At 72.7% G+C, this 21,850-nt stretch carries 19 protein-coding genes; 14 read left to right on the top strand and 5 right to left on the bottom strand.

What is annotated here, in order from left to right:
* Positions 1 to 3: 3 nt before the first annotated feature.
* From pdhA (QUY26_RS18985) to QUY26_RS18945, 9 genes are all read left to right on the top strand, one after another.
* Positions 4 to 1,146: a pyruvate dehydrogenase (acetyl-transferring) E1 component subunit alpha gene (gene pdhA, locus QUY26_RS18985; protein ID WP_289948265.1), complete on the top strand. Its 1,143-nt coding sequence runs from the start codon at positions 4 to 6 to the stop codon at positions 1,144 to 1,146.
* Entirely contained in the window at positions 1,143 to 2,147 is a 1,005-nt protein-coding gene (locus QUY26_RS18980) for an alpha-ketoacid dehydrogenase subunit beta (RefSeq protein ID WP_289948263.1), read from the top strand. Before pdhA (QUY26_RS18985) ends, QUY26_RS18980 begins: the two co-directional genes overlap by 4 nt.
* The gene (locus QUY26_RS18975) at positions 2,147 to 3,799 is read left to right on the top strand and encodes a dihydrolipoamide acetyltransferase family protein (protein ID WP_289948261.1); all 1,653 of its coding nucleotides are present in this window, start codon (positions 2,147 to 2,149) and stop codon (positions 3,797 to 3,799) included. The genes QUY26_RS18980 and QUY26_RS18975 overlap by 1 nt, the downstream gene beginning before the upstream one ends.
* Positions 3,800 to 4,000: 201 nt before the next feature.
* Entirely contained in the window at positions 4,001 to 5,272 is a 1,272-nt protein-coding gene (locus QUY26_RS18970) for an NTP transferase domain-containing protein (protein WP_289948259.1), read from the top strand.
* Positions 5,269 to 7,332: a molybdopterin molybdotransferase MoeA gene (locus tag QUY26_RS18965; protein ID WP_289948254.1), complete on the top strand. Its 2,064-nt coding sequence runs from the start codon at positions 5,269 to 5,271 to the stop codon at positions 7,330 to 7,332. The genes QUY26_RS18970 and QUY26_RS18965 overlap by 4 nt, the downstream gene beginning before the upstream one ends.
* The gene (locus tag QUY26_RS18960; RefSeq protein ID WP_289948252.1) at positions 7,329 to 8,444 is read left to right on the top strand and encodes a potassium channel family protein; all 1,116 of its coding nucleotides are present in this window, start codon (positions 7,329 to 7,331) and stop codon (positions 8,442 to 8,444) included. Before QUY26_RS18965 ends, QUY26_RS18960 begins: the two co-directional genes overlap by 4 nt.
* A gap of 100 nt (positions 8,445 to 8,544) precedes the next feature.
* Complete coding sequence (locus QUY26_RS18955; RefSeq protein WP_289948250.1) at positions 8,545 to 9,525, top strand: NAD(P)H-quinone oxidoreductase; 981 nt, start codon at positions 8,545 to 8,547, stop codon at positions 9,523 to 9,525.
* A 300-nt stretch (positions 9,526 to 9,825) separates the two neighbouring features.
* A complete protein-coding gene (locus QUY26_RS18950; RefSeq protein WP_289948249.1) occupies positions 9,826 to 10,287 on the top strand; it encodes a hypothetical protein in 462 nt (153 codons plus the stop codon).
* Between the two features lie 219 nt (positions 10,288 to 10,506).
* Entirely contained in the window at positions 10,507 to 11,046 is a 540-nt protein-coding gene (locus tag QUY26_RS18945; RefSeq protein WP_030362315.1) for a bacterial proteasome activator family protein, read from the top strand.
* A 144-nt stretch (positions 11,047 to 11,190) separates the two neighbouring features.
* Here QUY26_RS18945 and QUY26_RS18940 read toward each other — a convergent pair whose 3' ends face one another.
* Together QUY26_RS18940 and QUY26_RS18935 are read right to left on the bottom strand one after the other, a co-directional pair.
* Positions 11,191 to 11,652 carry a carboxymuconolactone decarboxylase family protein gene (locus QUY26_RS18940; protein WP_289948244.1) on the bottom strand — a complete coding sequence of 154 codons (462 nt, stop codon included), beginning with the start codon at positions 11,650 to 11,652 and terminating at the stop codon, positions 11,191 to 11,193.
* Between the two features lie 199 nt (positions 11,653 to 11,851).
* Complete coding sequence (locus QUY26_RS18935) at positions 11,852 to 12,388, bottom strand: hypothetical protein (protein ID WP_289948242.1); 537 nt, start codon at positions 12,386 to 12,388, stop codon at positions 11,852 to 11,854.
* Between QUY26_RS18935 and QUY26_RS18930 the strand changes: the two genes are divergently transcribed.
* Positions 12,372 to 12,875 carry a hypothetical protein gene (locus QUY26_RS18930; protein ID WP_289948241.1) on the top strand — a complete coding sequence of 168 codons (504 nt, stop codon included), beginning with the start codon at positions 12,372 to 12,374 and terminating at the stop codon, positions 12,873 to 12,875. The two genes, QUY26_RS18935 and QUY26_RS18930, sit on opposite strands and share 17 nt — an antisense overlap.
* Here the strand turns inward: QUY26_RS18930 and QUY26_RS18925 are convergent.
* A complete protein-coding gene (locus tag QUY26_RS18925; RefSeq protein ID WP_289948238.1) occupies positions 12,787 to 14,409 on the bottom strand; it encodes a protein kinase domain-containing protein in 1,623 nt (540 codons plus the stop codon). The genes QUY26_RS18930 and QUY26_RS18925 overlap by 89 nt on opposite strands.
* Positions 14,410 to 14,773: 364 nt before the next feature.
* On the opposite strand from QUY26_RS18925, the gene QUY26_RS18920 reads away from it, so the two are divergent.
* Positions 14,774 to 16,375 (top strand): protein kinase domain-containing protein, encoded by a 1,602-nt coding sequence (locus QUY26_RS18920; RefSeq protein WP_289948236.1) that lies wholly within the window; start codon positions 14,774 to 14,776, stop codon positions 16,373 to 16,375.
* Here QUY26_RS18920 and QUY26_RS18915 read toward each other — a convergent pair.
* Together QUY26_RS18915 and QUY26_RS18910 are read right to left on the bottom strand one after the other, a co-directional pair.
* On the bottom strand, positions 16,348 to 16,818 hold the full coding sequence (locus tag QUY26_RS18915; protein ID WP_289948234.1) for a pyridoxamine 5'-phosphate oxidase family protein: 471 nt from the start codon (positions 16,816 to 16,818) through the stop codon (positions 16,348 to 16,350). The genes QUY26_RS18920 and QUY26_RS18915 overlap by 28 nt on opposite strands.
* Before the next feature lie 277 nt (positions 16,819 to 17,095).
* On the bottom strand, positions 17,096 to 17,755 hold the full coding sequence (locus tag QUY26_RS18910) for a response regulator (RefSeq protein ID WP_030362322.1): 660 nt from the start codon (positions 17,753 to 17,755) through the stop codon (positions 17,096 to 17,098).
* 359 nt (positions 17,756 to 18,114) lie between these two features.
* Between QUY26_RS18910 and pdhA (QUY26_RS18905) the strand changes: the two genes are divergently transcribed.
* Genes pdhA (QUY26_RS18905) through QUY26_RS18895 form a run of 3 tightly spaced genes read left to right on the top strand, consistent with a single transcriptional unit; the run spans position 18,115 to position 21,790 of the window.
* A complete protein-coding gene (gene pdhA, locus QUY26_RS18905) occupies positions 18,115 to 19,353 on the top strand; it encodes a pyruvate dehydrogenase (acetyl-transferring) E1 component subunit alpha (protein WP_289948229.1) in 1,239 nt (412 codons plus the stop codon).
* 2 nt (positions 19,354 to 19,355) lie between these two features.
* Entirely contained in the window at positions 19,356 to 20,336 is a 981-nt protein-coding gene (locus QUY26_RS18900; RefSeq protein ID WP_289948227.1) for an alpha-ketoacid dehydrogenase subunit beta, read from the top strand.
* A gap of 11 nt (positions 20,337 to 20,347) precedes the next feature.
* Entirely contained in the window at positions 20,348 to 21,790 is a 1,443-nt protein-coding gene (locus QUY26_RS18895; protein WP_289948220.1) for a dihydrolipoamide acetyltransferase family protein, read from the top strand.
* Positions 21,791 to 21,850: the final 60 nt, after the last annotated feature.

The raw sequence follows: 21,850 nt of genomic DNA, 5'->3' as shown, positions 1-21,850 counted from the left end.
GTCATGACGGTCATGGAGCAGCGGGGCGCCTACCGGCCCGCCCCGCCCCCCGCATGGCAGCTCAGGACCGACCCCGCGCCGCTGCTTCCGGACGCCGAGCCGTATCGCGTCCTCGGTACGGACGCCGCGCGCAAGGCCGACCAGGAACTGCTCCTCCGCCTCCATGGCGAACTCGTGCGCGGCAGGCGGTACAACACGCAGGCGACGGCCCTGACCAAGCAGGGCAGGCTCGCCGTCTATCCGTCGAGCACCGGACAGGAGGCGTGCGAGATCGCCGCCGCGCTCGCCCTGCGCGAGCAGGATTGGCTGTTTCCCAGCTATCGCGACACCCTCGCGGCGGTCGCCCGCGGCCTCGACCCCGTGGCGGCGCTGACGCTGCTGCGCGGCGACTGGCACACCGGTTACGACCCGCGGGAGTACCGCATAGCGCCCCTGTGCACCCCCTTGGCCACCCAGCTCCCGCACGCCGTCGGCCTCGCCCACGCGGCACGCCTGAAGGGCGACGACGTGGTGGCGCTCGCCATGGTCGGCGACGGCGGCACCAGCGAGGGCGACTTCCACGAGGCGCTGAACTTCGCCGCGGTCTGGCAGGCGCCCGTGGTCTTCCTCGTACAGAACAACGGCTTCGCGATCTCCGTGCCGCTCGCCAAGCAGACGGCCGCGCCCTCCCTGGCGCACAAGGCCGTCGGGTACGGCATGCCCGGCCGCCTGGTCGACGGCAACGACGCGGTCGCGGTGCACGAGGTCCTCTCCGAAGCGGTGCGCCACGCCCGTGAGGGCGGCGGCCCCACGCTCATCGAGGCCGTCACGTACCGGATGGAGGCGCACACCAACGCCGACGACGCCACCCGCTACCGCAAGGACGCGGACGTCGAGGCCTGGCAGGACCACGATCCGATCCTCCTCGTGGAGCGCGAACTCACCGAACGCGGCCTGCTCGACGACGACCGCAGGCGCGCCGTCCGCGAGGACGCCGAGGCGATGGCCGCGGACCTCAGGGCCCGGATGAACGAGGACCCGGCCCTCGACCCCATGGACCTGTTCACACACGTGTACGCCGAGCAGACCGGCCAACTGCGGGAGCAGGCGGCCCAGTTGCGAGCCGAGCTGGATGCTGAGAACGAGCCGGACGGAGCGGGACGATGACCACTGTCGCCGTGAAACCGGCCACCATGGGCCAGGCCCTCGGGCGCGCGCTGCGCGACGCGATGGCCGACGACCCGTCCGTGCACGTCCTCGGCGAGGACGTGGGCACGCTCGGCGGGGTCTTCCGGGTCACCGACGGGCTCGCGAAGGAGTTCGGCGACGACCGCTGCACGGACACCCCGCTCGCCGAGGCGGGCATCCTCGGGACGGCGGTCGGCATGGCGATGTACGGGCTGCGGCCCGTCGTCGAGATGCAGTTCGACGCGTTCGCGTACCCCGCCTTCGAGCAGTTGATCTCGCACGTGGCACGGATGCGCAACCGCACCCGGGGCGGCATGTCGCTCCCGATCACCATCCGGGTGCCGTACGGCGGCGGGATCGGCGGCGTCGAGCACCACAGCGACTCCTCCGAGGCGTACTACATGGCGACGCCGGGGCTGCACGTCGTCACGCCCGCCACGGTCGCCGACGCCTACGGCCTGCTGCGCGCGTCCATCGCCTCCGACGACCCGGTCGTCTTCCTGGAGCCGAAGCGGCTCTACTGGTCCAAGGCGGACTGGAACCCGGACGCGCCCGCGAGCGTTGAACCCATCGGGAAGGCCGTGGTGCGGCGCGCGGGCCGCAGCGCCACGCTGATCACGTACGGCCCGTCCGTGCCCGTCTGCCTGGAGGCCGCCGAGGCGGCGCGGGCCGAGGGCTGGGACCTCGAAGTCGTCGACCTGCGCTCCCTGGTGCCGTTCGACGACGAGACGGTGACGGCGTCCGTGCGGCGCACGGGGCGCGCGGTCGTCGTGCACGAGTCGGGCGGCTTCGGCGGCCCCGGCGGGGAGATCGCCGCCCGCGTCACGGAGCGCTGCTTCCACCACCTGGAGGCGCCGGTGCTCCGGGTCGCCGGTTTCGACATCCCCTATCCGCCGCCCATGCTGGAGCGGCATCATCTGCCGGGTGTCGACCGGATCCTGGACGCGGTGGCACGGCTGCAGTGGGAGGCGGAGAGCTGATGGCGCAGGTCCTCGAGTTCAAGCTGCCCGACCTCGGCGAAGGCCTCACGGAAGCGGAGATCACCCGCTGGCTGGTGCGGGTCGGCGACGTCGTCGAGGTGGACCAGCCGGTCGTGGAGGTGGAGACCGCCAAGGCGATGGTCGAGGTCCCCTGTCCGTACGGGGGCGTGGTCACGGCCCGCTTCGGCGAGGAAGGCACGGAACTGCCCGTGGGCGCGCCGCTGTTGACGGTCGCCGTGGGCGCGTCGGTCGCGGACCTGGACGCCGGTGCGGCCGACTCCGGTACGCGGTCGGGCGCGGCCGCCGACGGCGCTCCTGAAGCGGGCGGCGACGAGGCGTCCGGGAACGTCCTCGTCGGGTACGGCACGGCGGCGGCGCCCGCGCGACGGCGCCGGGTGCGGCCCGCGCACGGGGGCACGCCGGGTGCCGGGCAGTCCGGGGCGAGCGGTGCGGATCCGGCGTCCGGCGCGAGCGCCGGAGCGGGCGCGGGTTCCGGGGGTGCGGGCGAGGGCTCTGGCGCCGCCTCCCGTGCGGAGAGCTCACCGGCGACCGCGGCGGCGGGGACGGCGGGCGCGGTCGAGGCCGGGGCGGCGGCGAGGGCCGAGTCCGGCCCCGGCGCGGCGTCCGCGCGTGAGGACGGCCCGGTCCCCGTGATCTCCCCGCTCGTCCGCAAGCTCGCCCGGGAGAACGGCGTGGACCTGCGGGAGCTGGTGGGATCCGGGCCGGAGGGGCTGATCCTGCGGGCCGACGTGGAGTACGCCATGCGGGCATCGGCGGCGGCGGTCGCGCCGGTCGCGGGCCCGGCGTCGGCGTCCGCGGCGGGACGGGCCGCCGCGTCGGGCATCGGGGTCACCTTCGGGACCCCCGAGGCGGGTGTCACCGAAGGCGTGGGGGCGCGTGCGCACTCGGCCGGCGGTGAGCGCGGGGCAGTCGGCGGTGCCCGGTCGGCCGCGGCCTCCGGGGGCGGTACGCGGATTCCCCTGCGGGGCGTTCGCGGCGCCGTCGCCGACAAGCTGGCGCGCAGCCGCCGTGAGATACCGGACGCGACGTGCTGGGTCGACGCGGACGCGACGGAACTGATGGCCGCGCGCCGTGCGATGAACGCGGCGGGCGGCCCGAAGGTCTCCCTGCTCGCGCTCCTCGCCCGCGTGTGCACGGCCGCGCTCGCCCGGTACCCGGAGCTCAACTCCACGGTCGACATGGAGGCCCGTGAGATCGTGCGGCTCGACGAGGTGCACCTCGGCTTCGCCGCGCAGACCGACCGGGGGCTCGTCGTGCCCGTCGTGAAGGGCGCGCACGCACGCGACACGGAGTCCCTGAGCGCGGAGTTGGCCCGACTGTCGGACGCGGCTCGGACCGGGACACTGACGCCGGGGGAACTCACCGGGTCCACGTTCACGTTGAACAACTACGGAGTGTTCGGGGTCGACGGCTCCACGCCGATCATCAACCACCCCGAGGCCGCGATGCTCGGCGTCGGCCGGATCGTGCCCAAACCCTGGGTGCACCAGGGCGAGCTGGCGGTCCGTCAGGTCGTCCAGCTCTCACTCACCTTCGACCACCGGGTGTGCGACGGGGGCACGGCGGGCGGATTCCTGCGGTTCGTCGCGGACTGTGTGGAGCAGCCGGCGGTGCTGCTGCGGTCGGTGTGACACACGCTTGGGCGCGCAGCGGAAGTGCGGTGAGGTCCGGCATGTACCGGTAGTGCGGTGAGGGGCGGGACGCATGGGGAGCATGGTGAGGGCCGGGGGCGCCGGTAGTGCGGTGCGGCCTGGAGCGCACCGGCAGTGTCGTGAGGGCCGGGGCGTGGCCGCAGGGGTGGCGTTGAACGAGGGTGCGCCCATACTCGGGGGATGACCTCGCGCACAGCTTCGGACACCGCCGCGTTCGACGCCGTCGTGCTCGCGGGCGGGCGGGCCGCGCGGCTCGGCGGCGCGGACAAGCCCGGCGTGCGGGTCGGCGGCAGGGCCCTGCTCGACCGGGTGCTCTCGGCGTGCGCGGGCGCCGGGACCACCGTCGTCGTCGCGGCGCCCCGGCCCACCGGACGGCCCGTGACGTGGGCCCGCGAGGAGCCCCAGGGCGGTGGCCCGCTCGCCGCCCTCGACGCCGGGCTGCGCCGCACGCACGCCGAGCTGGTCGTGGTGCTCTCCGCCGACCTGCCGTTCCTGCGGCCGGAGACCGTACGCCGACTCGTCGCCACCCTCGCCGCAGCCGACGGCGCGGACGGCGTGCTGCTCACCGACCCCGAGGGGCGGGACCAGCCGCTCGTCGCGGCTTACCGGAGCGGGGCGTTGCGGAGGGAACTGGCGGGGCTCAGCAGTGCGGAAGGGGCCGCGCAGGCTGTAGGAGCGACAGGTGGCGCTGGGGTTGCGGAGACTCATGGGACCACAGAGGCTGTGGGGGTGGCGGATGCTGATGGGGCGACAGGGGCTGTTGGGGTCGCAGAGGCCGCTGGGTCCGCTGGTGCCGCAGGGGTTCAGGTCGGCCCCGGTGCGCGCTCGGCCGACGCGGTCAGGAGTCCGCGCGGGCTCACCGGGCTGCCCCTGCGCCGGCTCACCGCACGCCTCGACCTCGTCCGCATCACCGACCCGCTCGCCGCGTTCGACTGCGACACCTGGGACGCCATCGCCACGGCCCGCGCGCGGATCAGGGAGCATGGGCATGTGTTGGATGAATGGATTTCCGCAGTCAAGGACGAACTGGGCATCGAACTCGACGTCGACACCGGCATCCTGCTCGACCTCGCCCGCGACGCGGCCCACGGTGTGGCGCGGCCGGCGGCGCCCCTGACCACGTTCCTCGTCGGGTACGCGGCGGCCCTGTCCACAGCGGGCGGCGGCGGCCCGGAAGCCGTGGCGGAGGCCGCGCGCAAGGCGGCCGCGCTCGCCGTCCGGTGGGCGGACGAGGACCAGCCGGACGAGCCCGGCGGCACGGCGGCGTCCGGGGCGGTTGGCGCGGGCACGCCGACGGCTTCCGGCACACGGGCGGCGTCCGGCACACAGGCGGCTTCCGGTACGCCGAAGCCCTCCGGTACGCCGACGGCCTCGGGCGACCAGGACCGTCCCGGCGACCAGGACCGTCCCGGCGACCAGGCCCCCTCCGGCACGGAGCCGGGCTCCCGATGAGCGGGCAGAACGCGGCCGACGCGGAGTTCGACGAGGCTCTCGCCCTGGTGAACGAGGACCGGGCCAGGGCCGGGGCGGGCGCCGCGCAGCCGACCCACTCGGACGGCCCGGACCATCCGGACCGCTCGCGCCACGCGGCCCACCCTGACCGCTCGGGTCATTCGGACCACGCGGCCCACGCGGTCCACCCCGACCACCCGGACACCGTGGAACCCGCCGACGTACCCGCCACCAACCCCCGTACCCCCGGAACCCAACGCACCGGCCCCGCCGCGCAATCCGCCCAACCCGCACACCCCGGCCAGCCCACCCCGCCCCACACCACGGACGACCCCCTCACCCCACCCGGCGGCTGGCCTCCCGCCCCCGCTGACCACCCCACCGGCACCGGGGCATGGCCAGACGACTCCGGCCCCCCTGCCACTCCGTCCGGCGCCCGCGCCAACACCTCCGGCGCCCACCACACCGGCTCGGGAGCCCGCCAAGCCGGTCCAGGCGGCCCCCCAGCCGCAGGCGGCCACCGCGCCACCCCGAAGCCCCGCCCCGACACCCCCGCCGCGCGGACACCCATCACCACGAACACCCCCTCCCCGCAAGCCTCCGCACCCCCAGCCTCTGAACCCCCGGCCTCCGCACCCCCGATGCCTCACACCCGTGCCACACCCTGGCCAGAAGCCCGTGCCATCGCGCGCCGCGCGGGAACCTCGGCAGCCAGCCCGGCCAGCCCGGCCACCTCCGCGCCCCCACCCATGAACCCGTCGGGCGGCCCCGTCCCGCCCCCCGCCCCGGCGGGCCTTCTCCCGCTCCCCCAGACCCTCGGCCGCACCCTCTCCACCCCCCTCACCGCCCTCACCGACCTCCCCTCCTTCGACACCTCCGCGATGGACGGGTGGGCCGTGGCGGGGCCGGGGCCGTGGGGGGTGCTCGCCGAGGGGATTCTCGCGGGGCAGGGGAGTCCGGAGCCGCTGGGTGACGGTGAGGCCGTGCGGATCGCGACGGGGGCCCGGATTCCGCGTGACACGACCGCCGTGATCCGCAGCGAGCACGGGCACGTCGACAGCAAGGGGCGGCTGCACGCGCAGCGAGAGGTCGTGCCGGGGCAGGACATCCGGCCGCGCGGCCAGGAGTGCAGGGCGGGCGAACGGCTGCTTCCGGTCGGCACGCTCGTGACCCCGGCCGTGCTCGGCCTCGCCGCCGCCGCCGGATACGACGCGCTGTGCGTCGCCGCCCGCCCCCGGGCCGAGGTCCTCGTCCTGGGAGACGAGTTGCTGACCGAAGGGCTGCCCCAGGACGGGCTCATCCGGGACGCGCTCGGGCCGATGCTGCCGCCGTGGCTGCGGGCGCTCGGCGCGGAGGTGACCGCCGTGCGACGGCTCGGGGACGACGCCGAGGCGCTGTACGAAGCCCTCGCCACCTCCACGGCCGACGTCCTCGTAACGACCGGAGGCACCGCGTCCGGGCCCGTCGACCACGTCCACCCCACGCTGCGCCGCCTCGGCGCCGAACTGCTCGTCGACGGGGCCGCCGTCCGCCCCGGGCACCCCATGCTGCTCGCCCGCCTCCCCGGAGCGGGCGGGGCGCGTGGAGCCGATGGCGGGGGCGGAGCCCACGGAGCGGGCGTACGCCACCTCGTCGGGCTCCCCGGCAACCCCCTGGCCGCCGTCTCCGGCCTCCTCACCCTGGCCGAACCCCTGCTGCGCGGCCTCGCGAGCCGTCCCGCCGCGGAGCCGTATGCCGCGCCCCTGCGGGAGGACGTACACGGTCATCCGCACGACACCCGGCTCGTGCCGGTCACGCTGCGCGGGGAGTACGCGGTGCCGCTGCACTACAACGGCCCCGCGATGCTGCGGGGCATCGCCGTCGCCGACGGGCTCGCGGTGGTTCCGCCGGGCGGCGGGCGTCGGGGGCAGGAGTTGGAGATCCTTGATCTGCCCTGGACCGAACCGGGTGGTGACCTGCCCTGGACCGAACCGGGTGGTGACCTGTCCTGGACCGAAGCAGGCGGCCTGCCCGGCGAGTTGGGCACCGATGGCCCCGACGACGAGGTGTGTTTCACGTGAAACTTCCCGGCCATGACGCCATCGCGCGCCAAGCCGACGAACATCTGGTGACGCATCGGGTCAAACTGCCCCGACGTGTGGTCGAGCGTCCGCTGGTCCAGGTGGGCAAGCGGCTGCTGATGGCGTTGTGCGTGCTGGCGCTGACGATCCTGATCGTGTGGGTCGACCGCGAGGGCTACCACGACAACGCGAACAACGAGGTCGACCTCCTCGACGCCTCGTACTACGCCACCGTGACGCTCTCCACCACCGGGTACGGCGACATCGTGCCGCACAGCGACAGCGCGCGGCTCACCAATATCCTGTTGATCACGCCGCTGCGCGTGCTCTTCCTGATCATCCTGGTCGGCACGACCCTGGAAGTGCTGACCGAACGCACCCGCGAGGAATGGCGGCTGTCCCGCTGGAGGTCCAACTTGCGTGACCACACCGTCGTCGTCGGCTTCGGCACCAAGGGCCGGTCGGCGGTGCAGACACTGGCGGCGACCGGGCTGAAGCCCGAGCAGATCGTGATCGTCGACCCGAGTTCGAAGGTCGTCGACGCGGCCACGGCGGAGGGCTTCGCCGGGATCGTCGGCGACGCGACCCGCAGTGATGTCCTGCTCCGCGCCGAACTGCAGCGCGCCCGTCAGGTCATCATCGCCACCCAGCGCGACGACACGGCGGTCCTCGTCACGCTCACCGCGCGGCAGCTCAACCGCGGGGCGAAGATCGTGACGGCGGTGCGCGAGGAGGAGAACGCGCCGCTGCTGCGCCAGTCCGGCGCCGACGCCGTCATCACCAGCGCCAGCGCGGCGGGCCGACTGCTCGGCCTCTCGGTGCTCAGCCCCAGCGCGGGCCTGGTCATGGAGGACCTGATCCAGCAGGGCAGCGGGCTCGACCTCGTCGAGAGACCGGTGATAAAGGCCGAGGTGGGGCGTGGTGTGCGGGAGACGGACGACTTGGTCGTGAGTGTCGTACGCGGCCATCGGGTCCTCGGCTACGACGATCCGGCGATCGGGGAGCTGCAGTTGACGGACCGTCTGATCACCATCGTGCGGGCGTCGCCGAACGCGGCGGCCACGCCGCCCGCGGTGGCGACGGAGGCGTGGCGGTCACCGCGGCAGGGCTGAGCGTGGGGTGAGCGTCCGCCCGTCCGGAGCGGCCCCTCCCCGCCCCGAGGTGGCTCCGCCCCGCCCCGGAGTGGCTCTGCCCCGGAGTAGCCTCGCCCGCATGTATGCGATCACGATCCCCGAACCCGGCGGACCCGAGGCGCTTCAGTGGGCCGAGGTCCCCGATCCCGTACCCGGCGAGGGCGAAGTCCTCATCGACGTGGCCGCCAGCGCCGTGAACCGCGCCGACCTGCTGCAACGGCAGGGGTTCTACGATCCGCCGCCCGGCTCGTCCCCGTACCCCGGCCTTGAGTGCTCGGGCCGGATCGCCGCGCTCGGGCCCGGCGTCGCGGGCTGGTCGGTCGGTGACGAGGTGTGCGCGCTGCTCGCGGGCGGCGGGTACGCGGAGCGGGTCGCCGTGCCCGCCGGGCAGGTCCTGCCCGTGCCGGACGGCGTCGACCTCGTCACCGCGGCGGCGCTGCCGGAGGTCACCTCCACGGTCTGGTCGAACGTGTTCATGGTCGCCCACCTGCGCCCCGGCGAGACGCTTCTCGCGCACGGCGGCGCGAGCGGCATCGGCACCATGGCGATCCAGCTCGCGAAGGCCGTCGGCGCCAAGGTGGCCGTCACGGCGGGCGGCAAGGAGAAGCTGGCGTACTGCGGGGAGCTGGGCGCCGACGTGCTCATCGACTACCGCGAGCAGGACTTCGTCGAGGAGGTCCGGGCCGCCACGGCCGGCGCCGGGGCGGACGTGATCCTGGACATCATGGGCGCCAAGTACCTGGACCGGAACGTGCGCGCCCTCGCCGTCAACGGCCGCCTCGCGATCATCGGCATGCAGGGCGGCGTGAAGGCCGAGCTGAACATCGCCGCACTGCTCGGCAAGCGCGGCGCCATCACCGCGACCTCGCTGCGCGGCCGCCCCGTGGCCGAGAAGACGGCGATCGTCGCGGCCGTACGCGAGCACGTCTGGCCCCTGATCGGCGCGGGCCAGGTCCGCCCGGTCGTGGACCGCACCCTCCCGATGCGGGACGCGGCGGCGGCGCACCGGGTGCTGGAGGAGAGCGGGCACATCGGCAAGGTGCTCCTGACGCGGGAGTAGCCAGCCGGGGGCGGCCTGGGTGCGCTGGGCGAGGTCCGGGGGCGCGTGGGCTTCCCGGGCCAGGCCCTGGCCACGCCCAGGTCGGGTCTCGTCCGGGCCCGACCCCGCCCCGCAGTCGGGCTCCCTCCCCCCGGAGCCCCCTGTCCCGGAGCCTCCTGCCCCGGAGCCGTGGCCCAGCCGAGATGCCGGATGCCGCCCCTCATGTGACGCTGGCCGTACGCCCCTTGATCCCGCGCGCGGCGCGGGTCCGGGCGTTCTGCGATCTCGGCGAAGACCCGGCACCGGGAGGGGGTCAGCGCGGTGACTTCACGGCTGCGGGGTGCGCTGCGCGCGGCGGGACCACCGGTGCTGCTGGCGCTGCTGCTCCCCGTCGGATGCGGTACGTCGACGGCGTACGCGGCGCCCCCCACCCCCACGCCCCTCACCACCCCGTCCCCCAACGCCTCCGCCCCCTACTACGGCACCGGCTCCCTCGCCGGAAGCCGGGCGGGCGAAGGGCGGCTGCGGCCCGGGCGCGCGGACCCCTTGACCGTGCCCGACCCCGCCGTCTGGCGGCCCCTGCCGCCCCCGCCCCGCGAGGTCCGCAGACCCGCCGAGCGCCCCCGGCCGGTCCCCGTCGAGACGGGCACGGCCGACGCGCCCCGGGAGCGGGCGGCCGAGGGCCCGGCGTTCCCCGGCCTGCGCGTACTGCCGCTCGGCGGCGGGATGGTCCTGATCGGCCTGGGCCTCGGCTTCCTCGGACTGCGCCTGCGCCGCGGCTGAGCCAGGCAGGCGCACCAGAGGCGTACCCCCGAGCCCGGCCCGCCGGCCATCCCTCACCCGACCGGCGCAGTCCCGCCCGGCGCAGTCCCGCCCGCGCGAGCTCTGCCCGCGCACCCGTTGCCACGCCGGTGGACAACATCTGCGCCCCCGTACACGGTGGATCATCTTCCGATGGGGGCACCACGGATGTGTGGACAACAGGTGCGAGAGAATGGCGGCATGGAGATGCCGAGGAACGAACGGTCGCCGGAGAACCCCCAGGTCCTGGTCGTGGGCCAGGACGGAATGGCTCTCGGTGGCGGAGACGACGAGTCCCGCGAGGTCCCGGTGACGGACATGGTCGAGCAGCCCGCGAAGGTCATGCGCATCGGCAGCATGATCAAGCAGCTTCTGGAAGAGGTGCGCGCCGCTCCTCTGGACGAGGCGAGCCGAGTGCGGCTCAAGGAGATCCACGCGAGCTCGGTGAAGGAGCTTGAGGACGGCCTCGCGCCCGAGCTGGTCGAGGAGTTGGAGCGGCTCTCGCTGCCGTTCACGGACGAGACCACGCCGAGCGACGCGGAACTGCGGATCGCGCAGGCGCAGTTGGTGGGCTGGCTCGAAGGCCTCTTCCACGGGATCCAGACGACGCTGTTCGCCCAGCAGATGGCCGCGCGGGCGCAGCTGGAGCAGATGCGCCGGGCGCTGCCGCCGGGTGTGGGCGGCGGCGAGGACGGCGAGGACGGCGGCATCGCGGGCCGCACCGGGGGCCCCTACCTCTAGACCTCGTATGCCTCGTACCGCACAGCCCTCGTGAGGCACAGCCCGCAGCGCGAAGGGGCCCGGCACACCGAACGTGTGCCGGGCCCCTTGCGTATCCGTGCCGCTGTGGGCCGTAGCTGCCTGCCGGACGCGGGCCGCGTGGGCTCAGCCCCACGTCGTACCGGCAGGCTCCTTGATCGTCGTGTTGATGCGGTTGAACAGGTTCGTCACGCCGATGACGAGGATCAGGGCGGACAGCTCCCGCTCGTCGAAGTGGTCGGCGACCTCGTCCCACAGCGCGTCCGGCACCGACTCGGTGGAGCGGTCGGCGAGCCGGGTGACGCTCTCGGTCAGGGCGAGGGCGGCGCGCTCGGCGTCGGTGAAGAAGGGGGCGTCGCGCCAGGCGGCCACGGCGGCGATCCGCGCCGTACTGGTCCCGGCCTTGACGAGGTTCTCGGTGTGGCCGTGGACGCAGGCGCCGCAGCCGTTGATCTGGCTGGCCCGCAGGCCGACGATCTCCTGGACCTCCTGGGAGAGGCCGCTGTCGTTGATGGCCTTGAAGAGGGTGCCGATGCCCTTGATGCCGTCGGGGAGGACGAAAGCCGGGTTCTTCATACGTGCCTGCATGATCGTGTCCTTTACGTTCGGATGCGTGCTGAACGGGCGTTTCGTGACGGTGGCTGGGCCCGGCCGGTACCTCGCCGCCTTGCTTTCACTTCACTGACGGAGGCCGCGGGGCGAATGTGACCGGTGCGGGGGAAAAAGTTCTCGCGGGCGCTCCGACGCAGCCCGCGGGCGCTCCAGTGCAGCTCACGGGTGCTTCGCGTCAGCTCCCGGCCACCGCGATCCCGACCAGCGCGAGCGCCGAGCCCGCGAACACGACCACGTGCCGGACGTTCTGCAGGACCGTCACCCAGCCGGGGAACGCGCCCTCGGCGGCCTTCAGGAACGCGGCCACGTCGATGCGGGCGAGCACCGGGTCGCCCTTGCGCCGGAAGGCGGTCTCGACGGAGCGGGTCGCGGTCAGGTTGCTGTGCGGGATCAGGGCGTTCATGACGATGACGAGGGACTGGAAGACCCAGGTCAGCGGGTGGGACAGGGCGTGGTCCGCGAGGCCCAGCCCGGCCAGGGTGACCATCACCGCGGCGACCGCGAGCGGGGCGAGGGTCTCGTGGCCGCCCGCGTCGAAGCGCAGCCCGTTGGCCTCCAGGACCCCGGCGGGCACGCCCTGGCGGTCCAGCTCGCGGTCGGCGGCGGCCTTAGCGGCGGCGCCGAAGCGGTGGCGCACCAGCGGGATGCTGAGGAAGGCGGCGGCGACGAGGAGCTGGCAGACGGCGGCGACAGCGGTGTACTGGCACGTCAAGAACAAGGACGACCTGGTCCAGCTCGTCGGCGACGAGGTGTGGAACGAGATCGGACTGGTCGACCCGGACGCCGTCGGCTGGCGCGCGGCGGTCACGTCGATGGTGTTCGGCCTGCGCGACATGTGCACCCGCCACCCGTGGCTGGTGCAGGCCTTCGGCTCATACCTGCTCTACGGCCCCGCGAAGGCCCGCTACGACGACCACTGCCTGGCCGTCGGCGCGGGCTTCACTCCGGCGGAGGCGGACCAGGTCGCGGCCGGCGTCTTCACCTTCGTCCGCCTGGATTCCCCGGCAGCCGACTTCGGCGCGGCCCCCGAAGACTCCTTCACCCACGGCCTGAGCACCCTCCTCGACGGCTACGAGGACCAACTCGCCACCCGCCAGGCCGGAGCCGCCGTCAGGCGGGGTTGCCCGTCGAGATGTCGAACTGAATTTTCACGTCCTTCGGGTCGATGTCGTCGCCCGCCTTGGGCACAGTCCGCATGACCGTGTCCTCGCCGTACGTGTTCTCGTCGACCTCGTTCTTGTCGTAGTGCCAGCCGGCCGCCTGCAGGCAGCTCAGCACGGAACGCCAGTCCTTGAAGGCGAACTCCGGCATCTTGATCTTGTCCGGGTCGTTGTACGCCGTGTCGGGCTCGGTGCACACGGTCTTCTCGACCGTCCTGGTGCGGTCCGGCCCCCGGTGCCCCGCCACCGGCTTCTTGGACTCCTTGCCTTCCTTGCCGTCGTCGCCCCCGCCGTTCAGGGAGACCGCCGCGATGACGCCGCCGATGGCGAGCAGGGCCACGACGATCGAGCCGATGATGACCGGCATGTTCCGCTTGCCGCCGCCGGAGCCGCCGCTGGAGGACGAGGTGGTGGTCGCGGGCTGCGGGGTGAGGTTGTAGGGGGGCGGGGTCTGGGCGGACTGGGGGGCGTAGGCGTTGGTGGGGGCCGGGGTCTGGTAGCCCTGCTGGGGGTAGCCGTAGCCCGGGGTGGGGGTCGGGGCCGGGGTGGCGGGGCCGTAGGGGCCCGGCTGGTACGGGGTCTGGACGCCGCTCGCGCCCGGGGCCGCCGTGTCGACCGGCGGGAACACCGCGGAGCCGACGCCCGCGCCGCTCGCGGTCTGCGCGCCCGGCACGATGCTGGGGGCCGCGACCTGGAGGGACTGGGCGACGCGCAGGCACTCGTCGCGCATCGCCTCGGCGGTCGGGAAGCGCTCGTTCGGGTTCTTCTTCAGCGCGCGGGCGACGATCGCGTCGATCGCGGGCGGAAGGGAACGGTTGATCGAGGAGGGAGCGACCGGCTCCTCCTGGACGTGTGCGTACGCGATGGCCAGCGGGGAGTCCGCCTCGAAGGGGAGGCGTCCGGTCACCAGCTGGAAGAGCATGATGCCGACGGAGTAGAGGTCGGAGCGCGCGTCGACGCCGCGGCCGAGGGCCTGCTCCGGGGAGAGGTACTGCGGGGTGCCGACGACCATGCCGGTCTGGGTCATCGACGTGACGCCGGACTGCATGGCGCGGGCGATGCCGAAGTCCATGACCTTGACGACGTTGCGCTTGGTCATCATCACGTTGCCGGGCTTGATGTCGCGGTGGACCAGGCCCATCTCGTGGCTGATCTCCAGGGCCGCGAGCACATCGGCGGTGATCTTCAGGGCCTGGTCGCTGGGCATCGCGCCCTGCTGGCGGACGGCCGCGTCCAGGACCGAGCCGAGCGGCTTGCCCTCGACGTACTCCATGACGATGTACGGCATCGTCGTGCCGCCGAGGTCGTCCTCGCCGGTGTCGAAGACCGACACGATGTTGGTGTGCGTGAGCTTGGCCACGGACTGCGCCTCGCGGCGGAAGCGCTCGCGGAAGGACTGCTCGCGCCCCAGTTCCGTGTGGAGTGTCTTGATCGCGACCTGCCGGTCGAGCACCGTGTCGTACGCGAGGTGGACCGAGGCCATGCCGCCCTCGCCGAGCAGATCGCGCAGCTGATAGCGGCCACCGGCCAGTGAACTGCCCGCGTACCGGCCCTGAGCGCCGTCCTGGCTCATGTCGTGCGTCCCCCATCGGCGCGGGCGCGAGACGGCGCCGCTGCTGTGACTGTGGCTATGGGTGCGATCGGCTGATGTCTTTATGACTGCGATCGTTCCGCTATTCCTGGCCAAGTCTGCCCGAGGGCCCTGACACGTCAAGCTCGGTGCCCGTTCCGTGACCGTACGCGCAAGAAGAGTCTCGGAAGCGTTACAAGTTTGCCCCTCGGGGCGCCCGGCGGGTTTGATGGCCGGTCCAGCTCGGACCGGTGGGCCCCGAGAAGGCTGTAGCGTGGCACGGCGGAGTACCCCGTACCGCTCTATCACGTATCCGGTACACGCTCCTCACACGACGGACCACGATCAGAAACGACGGCGAGGACTGATGGCACAGACGCAGCGCGCTCAGGGCCCGTCCGACCCCGAGGCGTCTGGCGGCGGAATGTCGGATGTGCCCGAGATGTGGGGCAATGGCGGGCTTGTCGGTGACGGCCGGTACCGGCTCACCCGCAGGCTCGGCCGCGGTGGCATGGCCGAGGTGTTCGCCGCCGAGGACGTGCGCCTCGGTCGCACGGTCGCGGTCAAGCTGCTCCGCTCCGACCTCGCCGAGGACCCGGTGTCCAAGGCCCGCTTCACGCGCGAGGCCCAGTCGGTGGCGGGCCTGAACCACCACGCGGTCGTCGGCGTCTACGACTCCGGCGAGGACAACATCAACGGCAATTCCGTGCCGTACATCGTGATGGAGCTGGTCGAGGGCCGCACGATCCGGGATCTGCTGATCAACGCGGAGGCCCCGGGTCCGGAGCAGGCCCTGATCATCGTGTCGGGCGTCCTCGAAGCGCTCGCGTACTCCCACCAGCACGGCATCGTGCACCGCGACATCAAGCCCGCGAACGTCTCCATCACCCACACCGGTTCCGTGAAGGTGATGGACTTCGGCATCGCGCGCGCCCTGCACGGGGCGCAGTCGACGATGACGCAGACCGGCATGGTCATGGGCACGCCCCAGTACCTCTCGCCCGAGCAGGCGCTCGGCAAGGCCGTCGACCACCGCAGCGACCTGTACGCGACCGGCTGCCTGCTCTACGAACTGCTCGCGCTGCGGCCGCCGTTCACCGGCGAGACGCCGCTGTCCGTGGTCTACCAGCACGTCCAGGACGCTCCCGTGCCGCCCTCGGAGGTCTCCGACGCGGCGCCGCCGGAGCTGGACGGGCTCGTCATGCGCTCCCTCGCCAAGGACCCGGACGACCGCTTCCAGACCGCCGAGGAGATGCGCGGGCTGGTCCAGTACAGCCTGCAGATGCTCGCCGAGCAGGGCAGCCACACCGGGACCTGGAACACCGGGCCGGTCGAGATGGCCGGGATGCACGAGGGCGGTCACACCCCCGCGATGGGCGTCGCCGGTACGGCCGCCATGCCCCACCCCGGTGACTCCGGCACCCAGCAGATCCCCGGGACGATGCTGCGCCCGCCGGGCGGCGACGACGGCGGCTTCGACGGCGGTCACCGTGACGGTGGCGGGGGCCGTGGGCGCGGCAAGGTGTGGATCCTCGCCGTGCTCGCCGTCATCGCGATCGTCGCGGGCGTCGCCTTCGCGCTGTCCGCCGCGGACGACAAGGGCGAGAAGAAGGACAAGACCCCCACGACTCCCTCGACCAAGCAGTCGCAGGAGAAGTCGCCGAGCAAGAGCAAGGAAGAGGAGACGCCCGACGGGGCGACTCAGCCCGGTGGGGACGGCAGCGGGGGGCAGACCGGGGACTGGACGCGGCCGCCCACGCGGGACACTCAGCAGCCCACGAAGCCGACGGAGCAGCCGACCGACCCGACGGACCCGCCGACCGACCCGACGGACCCGCCCACGGACCCGACGGACCCGCCCACGGACCCGACCGATCCGCCGACCGAGCCGACCGACCCGCAGTCGCCGCCGGACGACGGGGGCAACAACGAGGGCGCCGCTCAGGGCGGCGAGGGCGACACCGAGTAGCACCTCTCCGGGCCGCCCACCGGGGCGGGCGGCCGGAAGGCGCCGTCCCCGGCCCGAGTCAGCGTGTGGACCTTCGCCAGCTGGGGGTCTATGCGCAGGTACACCGGGTCGAAGAGGTCGCCGTCCACGTAGTGGGGGGTGGGGCCGAAGAGTTCCAGGTCACGGGTCGTGGGGGTGAAGGTCTCGCACATCCCGACGAACTGGACCGTCCACTGGCCCTCGCGGGCCGTCTGCGTGGAGAGGTTGTCGGCGCCGTACGCGACCACGCTGCCCACGCAGGCCTGGTGGTAGCCGAAGCCCCGGTGCATGCGCAGCAGGATGCGGCCGTCGACCACCACGTGCCGGGCCACCGCGAGGAAGGGCAGCGCGCGCATGCTGGTCGCCACCCTGCCGTAGTCCGTGCGCCGCAGCAGGTCGTAGGCGAGCTGTTCTTCGGTCGGCATCCCCCCACCCTGCGTCAGCGGCCCGCGCCGGAAGAAGAGCCGCCCGCCCTCTGAAGAGGGGGCCATAAGTCCCGTGTAAGCCTGCCCTCCGGGGCAGACAGGGGCCCGAAGGGGTCAGGCAGGGGGCGGAGGGGCAGGCAGGGGGCGGAAGAGGGGCTGGCGGAAGGTCCGGAGGGGGGGCCGGCGGAAGGTCAGGAAGACGGTCAGGCGGAAAGTCCGCAAGACGGTCCCGCGGAAAGTCCGCAAGACGGTCCCGCGGAAGGTCCGGGCGGGGCCGTCAGCGGCGCTCGGCCTGCATGCGGGCCACGTACGCCGCCGCCTGCGACCTGCGCTCCATGCCGAGCTTGGACAGCAGGCTGGAGACGTAATTCTTGATCGTCTTCTCGGCGAGGTGCAGTCGCTCGCCGATGGCGCGGTTGGTCAGGCCCTCGCCGATGAGATCCAGGATCTTGCGTTCCTGTTCGGTGAGGTTCGCGAGCCGGTCATCCCCCTTGGGGTTCTTGCCGTCGCGCAGGCGCTCCAGGACGCGGGCCGTGGCGACCGGGTCGAGCAGGGACTTTCCGGCGGCGACATCACGCACCGCGGAGAGGAGTTCATTGCCGCGAATGGCTTTGAGCACATAGCCGGAAGCGCCGGCCATGATGGCGTCGAAGAGGGCCTCGTCGTCCGCGAACGACGTGAGCATCAGGCATTTGATGTCGTCGCTCTGGGAACGGATCTCACGGCACACCTCGACTCCGCTGCCGTCCGGGAGCCGTACGTCAAGGACCGCTACATCCGGCCGTGTGGCCGGAATCCGCACCAGCGCGTCCGCCGCCGTGCCGGCCTCGCCGACCACCTCGATGTCGGACTCCACGGAGAGCAGTTCGTGGACTCCGCGCCGCACCACTTCGTGATCGTCGAGCAGGAATACGGTGATTTTTCCTTCTTCGCGCACCCTGCCAGTGTCACACATCAACTCTTCCCGTGCCCGGGGTGGCCGGGATAACGTGCCGGTGTTCCGGCCCCCTGCCAGGCTGTGATCAGTGCTGTGACCAGGCTGTGTTTCCGCTCTTCTCGATTTAGTTGGATTTCCTAGCGGGATTTACTTGGAAATCCAAGCAAAATTGCAGGTCAGACGGGGTTTCACAGTTTTGGTACGCACTGGGTAACGTGCTTGGAGAAGGGCGCTCGCCGGAGCAACTGTCACGCCTTGTCCCGGCTGAGCCGCACCCACCCCGTGCGACGGGCTGGAATCGGGCGAGCCGTACTGGTCTCCCGGTGGACCCCGGGGGCCGGACCGACGGAGGAGCACACGTGACCGTGGAAAGCACCGCCGCGCGCACACCGCGCCGCGCGAGCAGCGGCGGCAAGCGCGCCAGTGCGAGCGCCAAGAAGACCGCGAGCCCGGGCAAGGGCGCCGCGAAGGGCAAGGGCGCCGCCCAGGGCGGCGAGCCGGAGCTCGTACAGCTGCTGACGCCCGAGGGCGAGCGGGTCGAGAACTCCGAGTACGACCGCTACGTCGCGGACCTCACGCCGGAGGACCTCCGTGTCCTGTACCGGGACATGGTCCTCACCCGCCGCTTCGACGCCGAGGCCGTCACGCTGCAGCGACAGGGCGAGCTGGGCCTGTGGCCGTCGCTGCTCGGCCAGGAGGCCGCGCAGGTCGGATCGGGCCGCGCGACCCGCGCCGACGACTACGTCTTCCCCACCTACCGCGAGCACGGCGTGGCCTGGTGCAAGGGCGTCGACCCGACGCTCCTGCTCGGCATGTTCCGCGGTGTGAACAACGGCGGCTGGGACCCCAACACCAACGGCTTCCAGCTGTACACGATCGTCATCGGCTCGCAGACGCTGCACGCCACGGGCTACGCGATGGGCGTGGCCAAGGACGGCGCCGACAGCGCGGTGGTGGCGTACTTCGGCGACGGCGCCACCAGCCAGGGCGACGTGGCCGAGGCGTTCACGTTCTCCGCCGTCTACAACGCCCCCGTGGTGTTCTTCTGCCAGAACAACCAGTGGGCGATCTCCGAGCCGACCGAGAAGCAGAGCCGGGTGCCGCTGTACCAGCGCGCGCAGGGCTACGGCTTCCCCGGCGTCCGCGTCGACGGCAACGACGTGATCGCCTGTCTCGCGGTCACCAAGTGGGCCCTGGAGCGGGCGCGCGGTGGTGAAGGACCGGCGCTGATCGAGGCGTTCACGTACCGCATGGGCGCCCACACCACCTCGGACGACCCGACGCGCTACCGGCGCGACGAGGAGCGCGAGGCCTGGGAGGCCAAGGACCCGATCCTGCGGCTGCGGACGTACCTGGAGGCCCAGGGTCACGCGGATGAGGGATTCTTCGCGGAACTCGAGGCCGAGAGCGAGACGTTGGGCAAGCGAGTGCGGGACGTGGTGCGGACGATGCCCGACCCCGAGCCGATGTCGATCTTCGAGAACATCTACGCCGACGGCCACGCGCTCGTGGACGAGGAGCGCGCCCAGTTCGCCGCCTACCAGGCGTCGTTCGCGGACGCACCTGTGAACGCCGCCACTGGCGGGGAGGTCAAGTAGCCATGGCCGTAAAGAAACTTCCGATCGCGAAGGCGATCAACGAGTCCCTTCGCCGGGCTCTCGACACCGACCCGAAGGTTCTCGTCATGGGCGAGGACGTCGGCAAGCTCGGTGGTGTCTTCCGGGTGACCGACGGCCTGCAGAAGGACTTCGGCGAGGACCGGGTCATCGACACCCCGCTCGCCGAGTCCGGCATCGTCGGCACGGCCATCGGCCTCGCCCTGCGCGGGTACCGCCCGGTGGTGGAGATCCAGTTCGACGGCTTCGTCTTCCCCGCGTACGACCAGATCGTCACGCAGCTCGCCAAGATGCACGCGCGTGCGCTCGGCAAGGTCAAGGTGCCGGTCGTCATCCGCATTCCGTACGGCGGCGGCATCGGCGCCGTCGAGCACCACAGCGAGTCCCCGGAGTCGCTGTTCGCGCACGTCGCGGGCCTGAAGGTGGTCACGCCCTCGAACTCCTCCGATGCCTACTGGATGCTCCAGCAGGCCATCCAGAGCGACGACCCGGTGATCTACTTCGAGCCCAAGCGGCGGTACTGGGACAAGGGCGAGGTCAACACCGACGCCATCCCCGATCCGCTGCACAAGGCCCACACGGTCCGCGAGGGCACGGACGCGACCCTCGTGGCGTACGGCCCGATGGTGAAGACCTGCCTGGAGGCCGCCGCGGCCGCCGCCGAGGAGGGCAAGTCCCTGGAGGTCGTCGACCTGCGCACGATCTCGCCGCTCGACTTCGACACCGTGCAGGCCTCGGTCGAGAAGACCGGCCGTCTGATCGTGGTGCACGAGGCGCCGACGTTCTTCGGCTCCGGTGCCGAGATCGCCGCCCGCATCACCGAGCGCTGCTTCTACCACCTGGAGGCGCCGGTCCTGCGCGTCGGCGGCTTCCACGCCCCGTATCCGCCCGCCCGGGTCGAAGAGGACTATCTGCCGGGCCTCGACCGGGTGCTCGACGCCGTCGACCGCTCGCTGGCGTACTGAGGAAGAGGGTCGTGACGACAATGACTGACACCGCTTCGGCCGTGCGCGAGTTCAAGATGCCCGACGTGGGCGAGGGACTCACCGAGGCCGAGATCCTCAAGTGGTACGTCGCGCCGGGTGACACCGTCACCGACGGACAGGTCGTGTGCGAGGTGGAGACGGCCAAGGCCGCCGTCGAGCTGCCCATCCCGTTCGACGGGACGGTGCGGGAGCTGCGCTTCGCCGAGGGCACGACGGTGGACGTCGGCCAGGTGATCATCACGGTGGGCCCGGCCGGCGGTGCCGCGCCCGCCCCCGAGGCCGCCCCCGCGCCCGCCGCGCCGGAGGAGGAGCCCGAGGCGCCCAAGGGCCGCCAGCCGGTCCTCGTCGGGTACGGCGTCTCCGAGTCCTCCACCAAGCGCCGCGCCCGCAAGCCCGTGCCGGCCCAGGGCGAGGAACCGTCCGCCGGGACGTACTACGCGGCCGCGGTGCAGGGCGAGATGAACGGCCACGCGCCCGCCCCGGCCCCGCCCGCCCCGGCCGCCCCGGCCCCCCAGGCCGCCGCACCCACCGGCGCCCGCCCCCTCGCCAAGCCCCCGGTCCGCAAGCTCGCCAAGGACCTGGGCGTCGACCTGGCCACCATCACACCGACCGGCCCCGACGGGATCATCACCCGCGAGGACGTGCACGCGGCGGTGGCCGCCCCGGCGCCCGCGCCCGCGGCGGCCCCGGCCGCGCCCGCCCCGGCCGCCGCCCCCGTGGCGGCGGGTGACGCCCGCGAGACCCGCATCCCGGTCAAGGGCGTCCGCAAGGCCACGGCCCAGGCGATGGTCGGCTCGGCCTTCACGGCCCCGCACGTCACGGAGTTCGTGACGGTGGACGTGACGCGCACGATGAAGCTGGTCGAGGAGCTCAAGCAGGATCGTGCCTTCGAGGGGCTGCGGGTCAACCCGCTGCTTCTGATCTCCAAGGCGCTGCTCCTCGCGATCCGCCGGAACCCGGACGTGAACGCGGCCTGGGACGAGGCGAACCAGGAGATCGTCCAGAAGCACTATGTGAACCTGGGCATCGCCGCGGCGACCCCGCGCGGTCTGATCGTGCCGAACATCAAGGACGCGCACGCCAAGACCCTGCCCGAGCTCGCCGCCTCCCTGGGCGAGTTGGTGACCACGGCCCGTGAGGGCAAGACGTCGCCCGGCGCCATGCAGGGCGGCACGGTCACGATCACGAACATCGGCGTCTTCGGCATCGACACGGGCACGCCCATTCTGAACCCGGGCGAGTCCGCGATCCTCGCGGTCGGCGCGATCAAGCTCCAGCCGTGGGTCCACAAGGGCAAGGTGAAGCCCCGTCAGGTGACCACCCTCGCGCTCTCCTTCGACCACCGCCTGGTGGACGGCGAGCTGGGCTCGAAGGTGCTCGGTGACGTGGCGGCGATCCTGGAGCAGCCCAAGCGGCTGATGACCTGGGCGTAGCACCCGCCGGTACGAGAGACGGGGCCCACCGCGATGTGCGGTGGGCCCCGTCCTCGTACT

The sequence above is a fragment of the Streptomyces flavofungini genome, from assembly GCF_030388665.1.
Taxonomy (GTDB): domain Bacteria; phylum Actinomycetota; class Actinomycetes; order Streptomycetales; family Streptomycetaceae; genus Streptomyces; species Streptomyces flavofungini_A.
The sequence above is the reverse complement of the archived record's forward strand: the minus strand, read 5'-3'. Positions and strand labels throughout refer to the sequence as shown.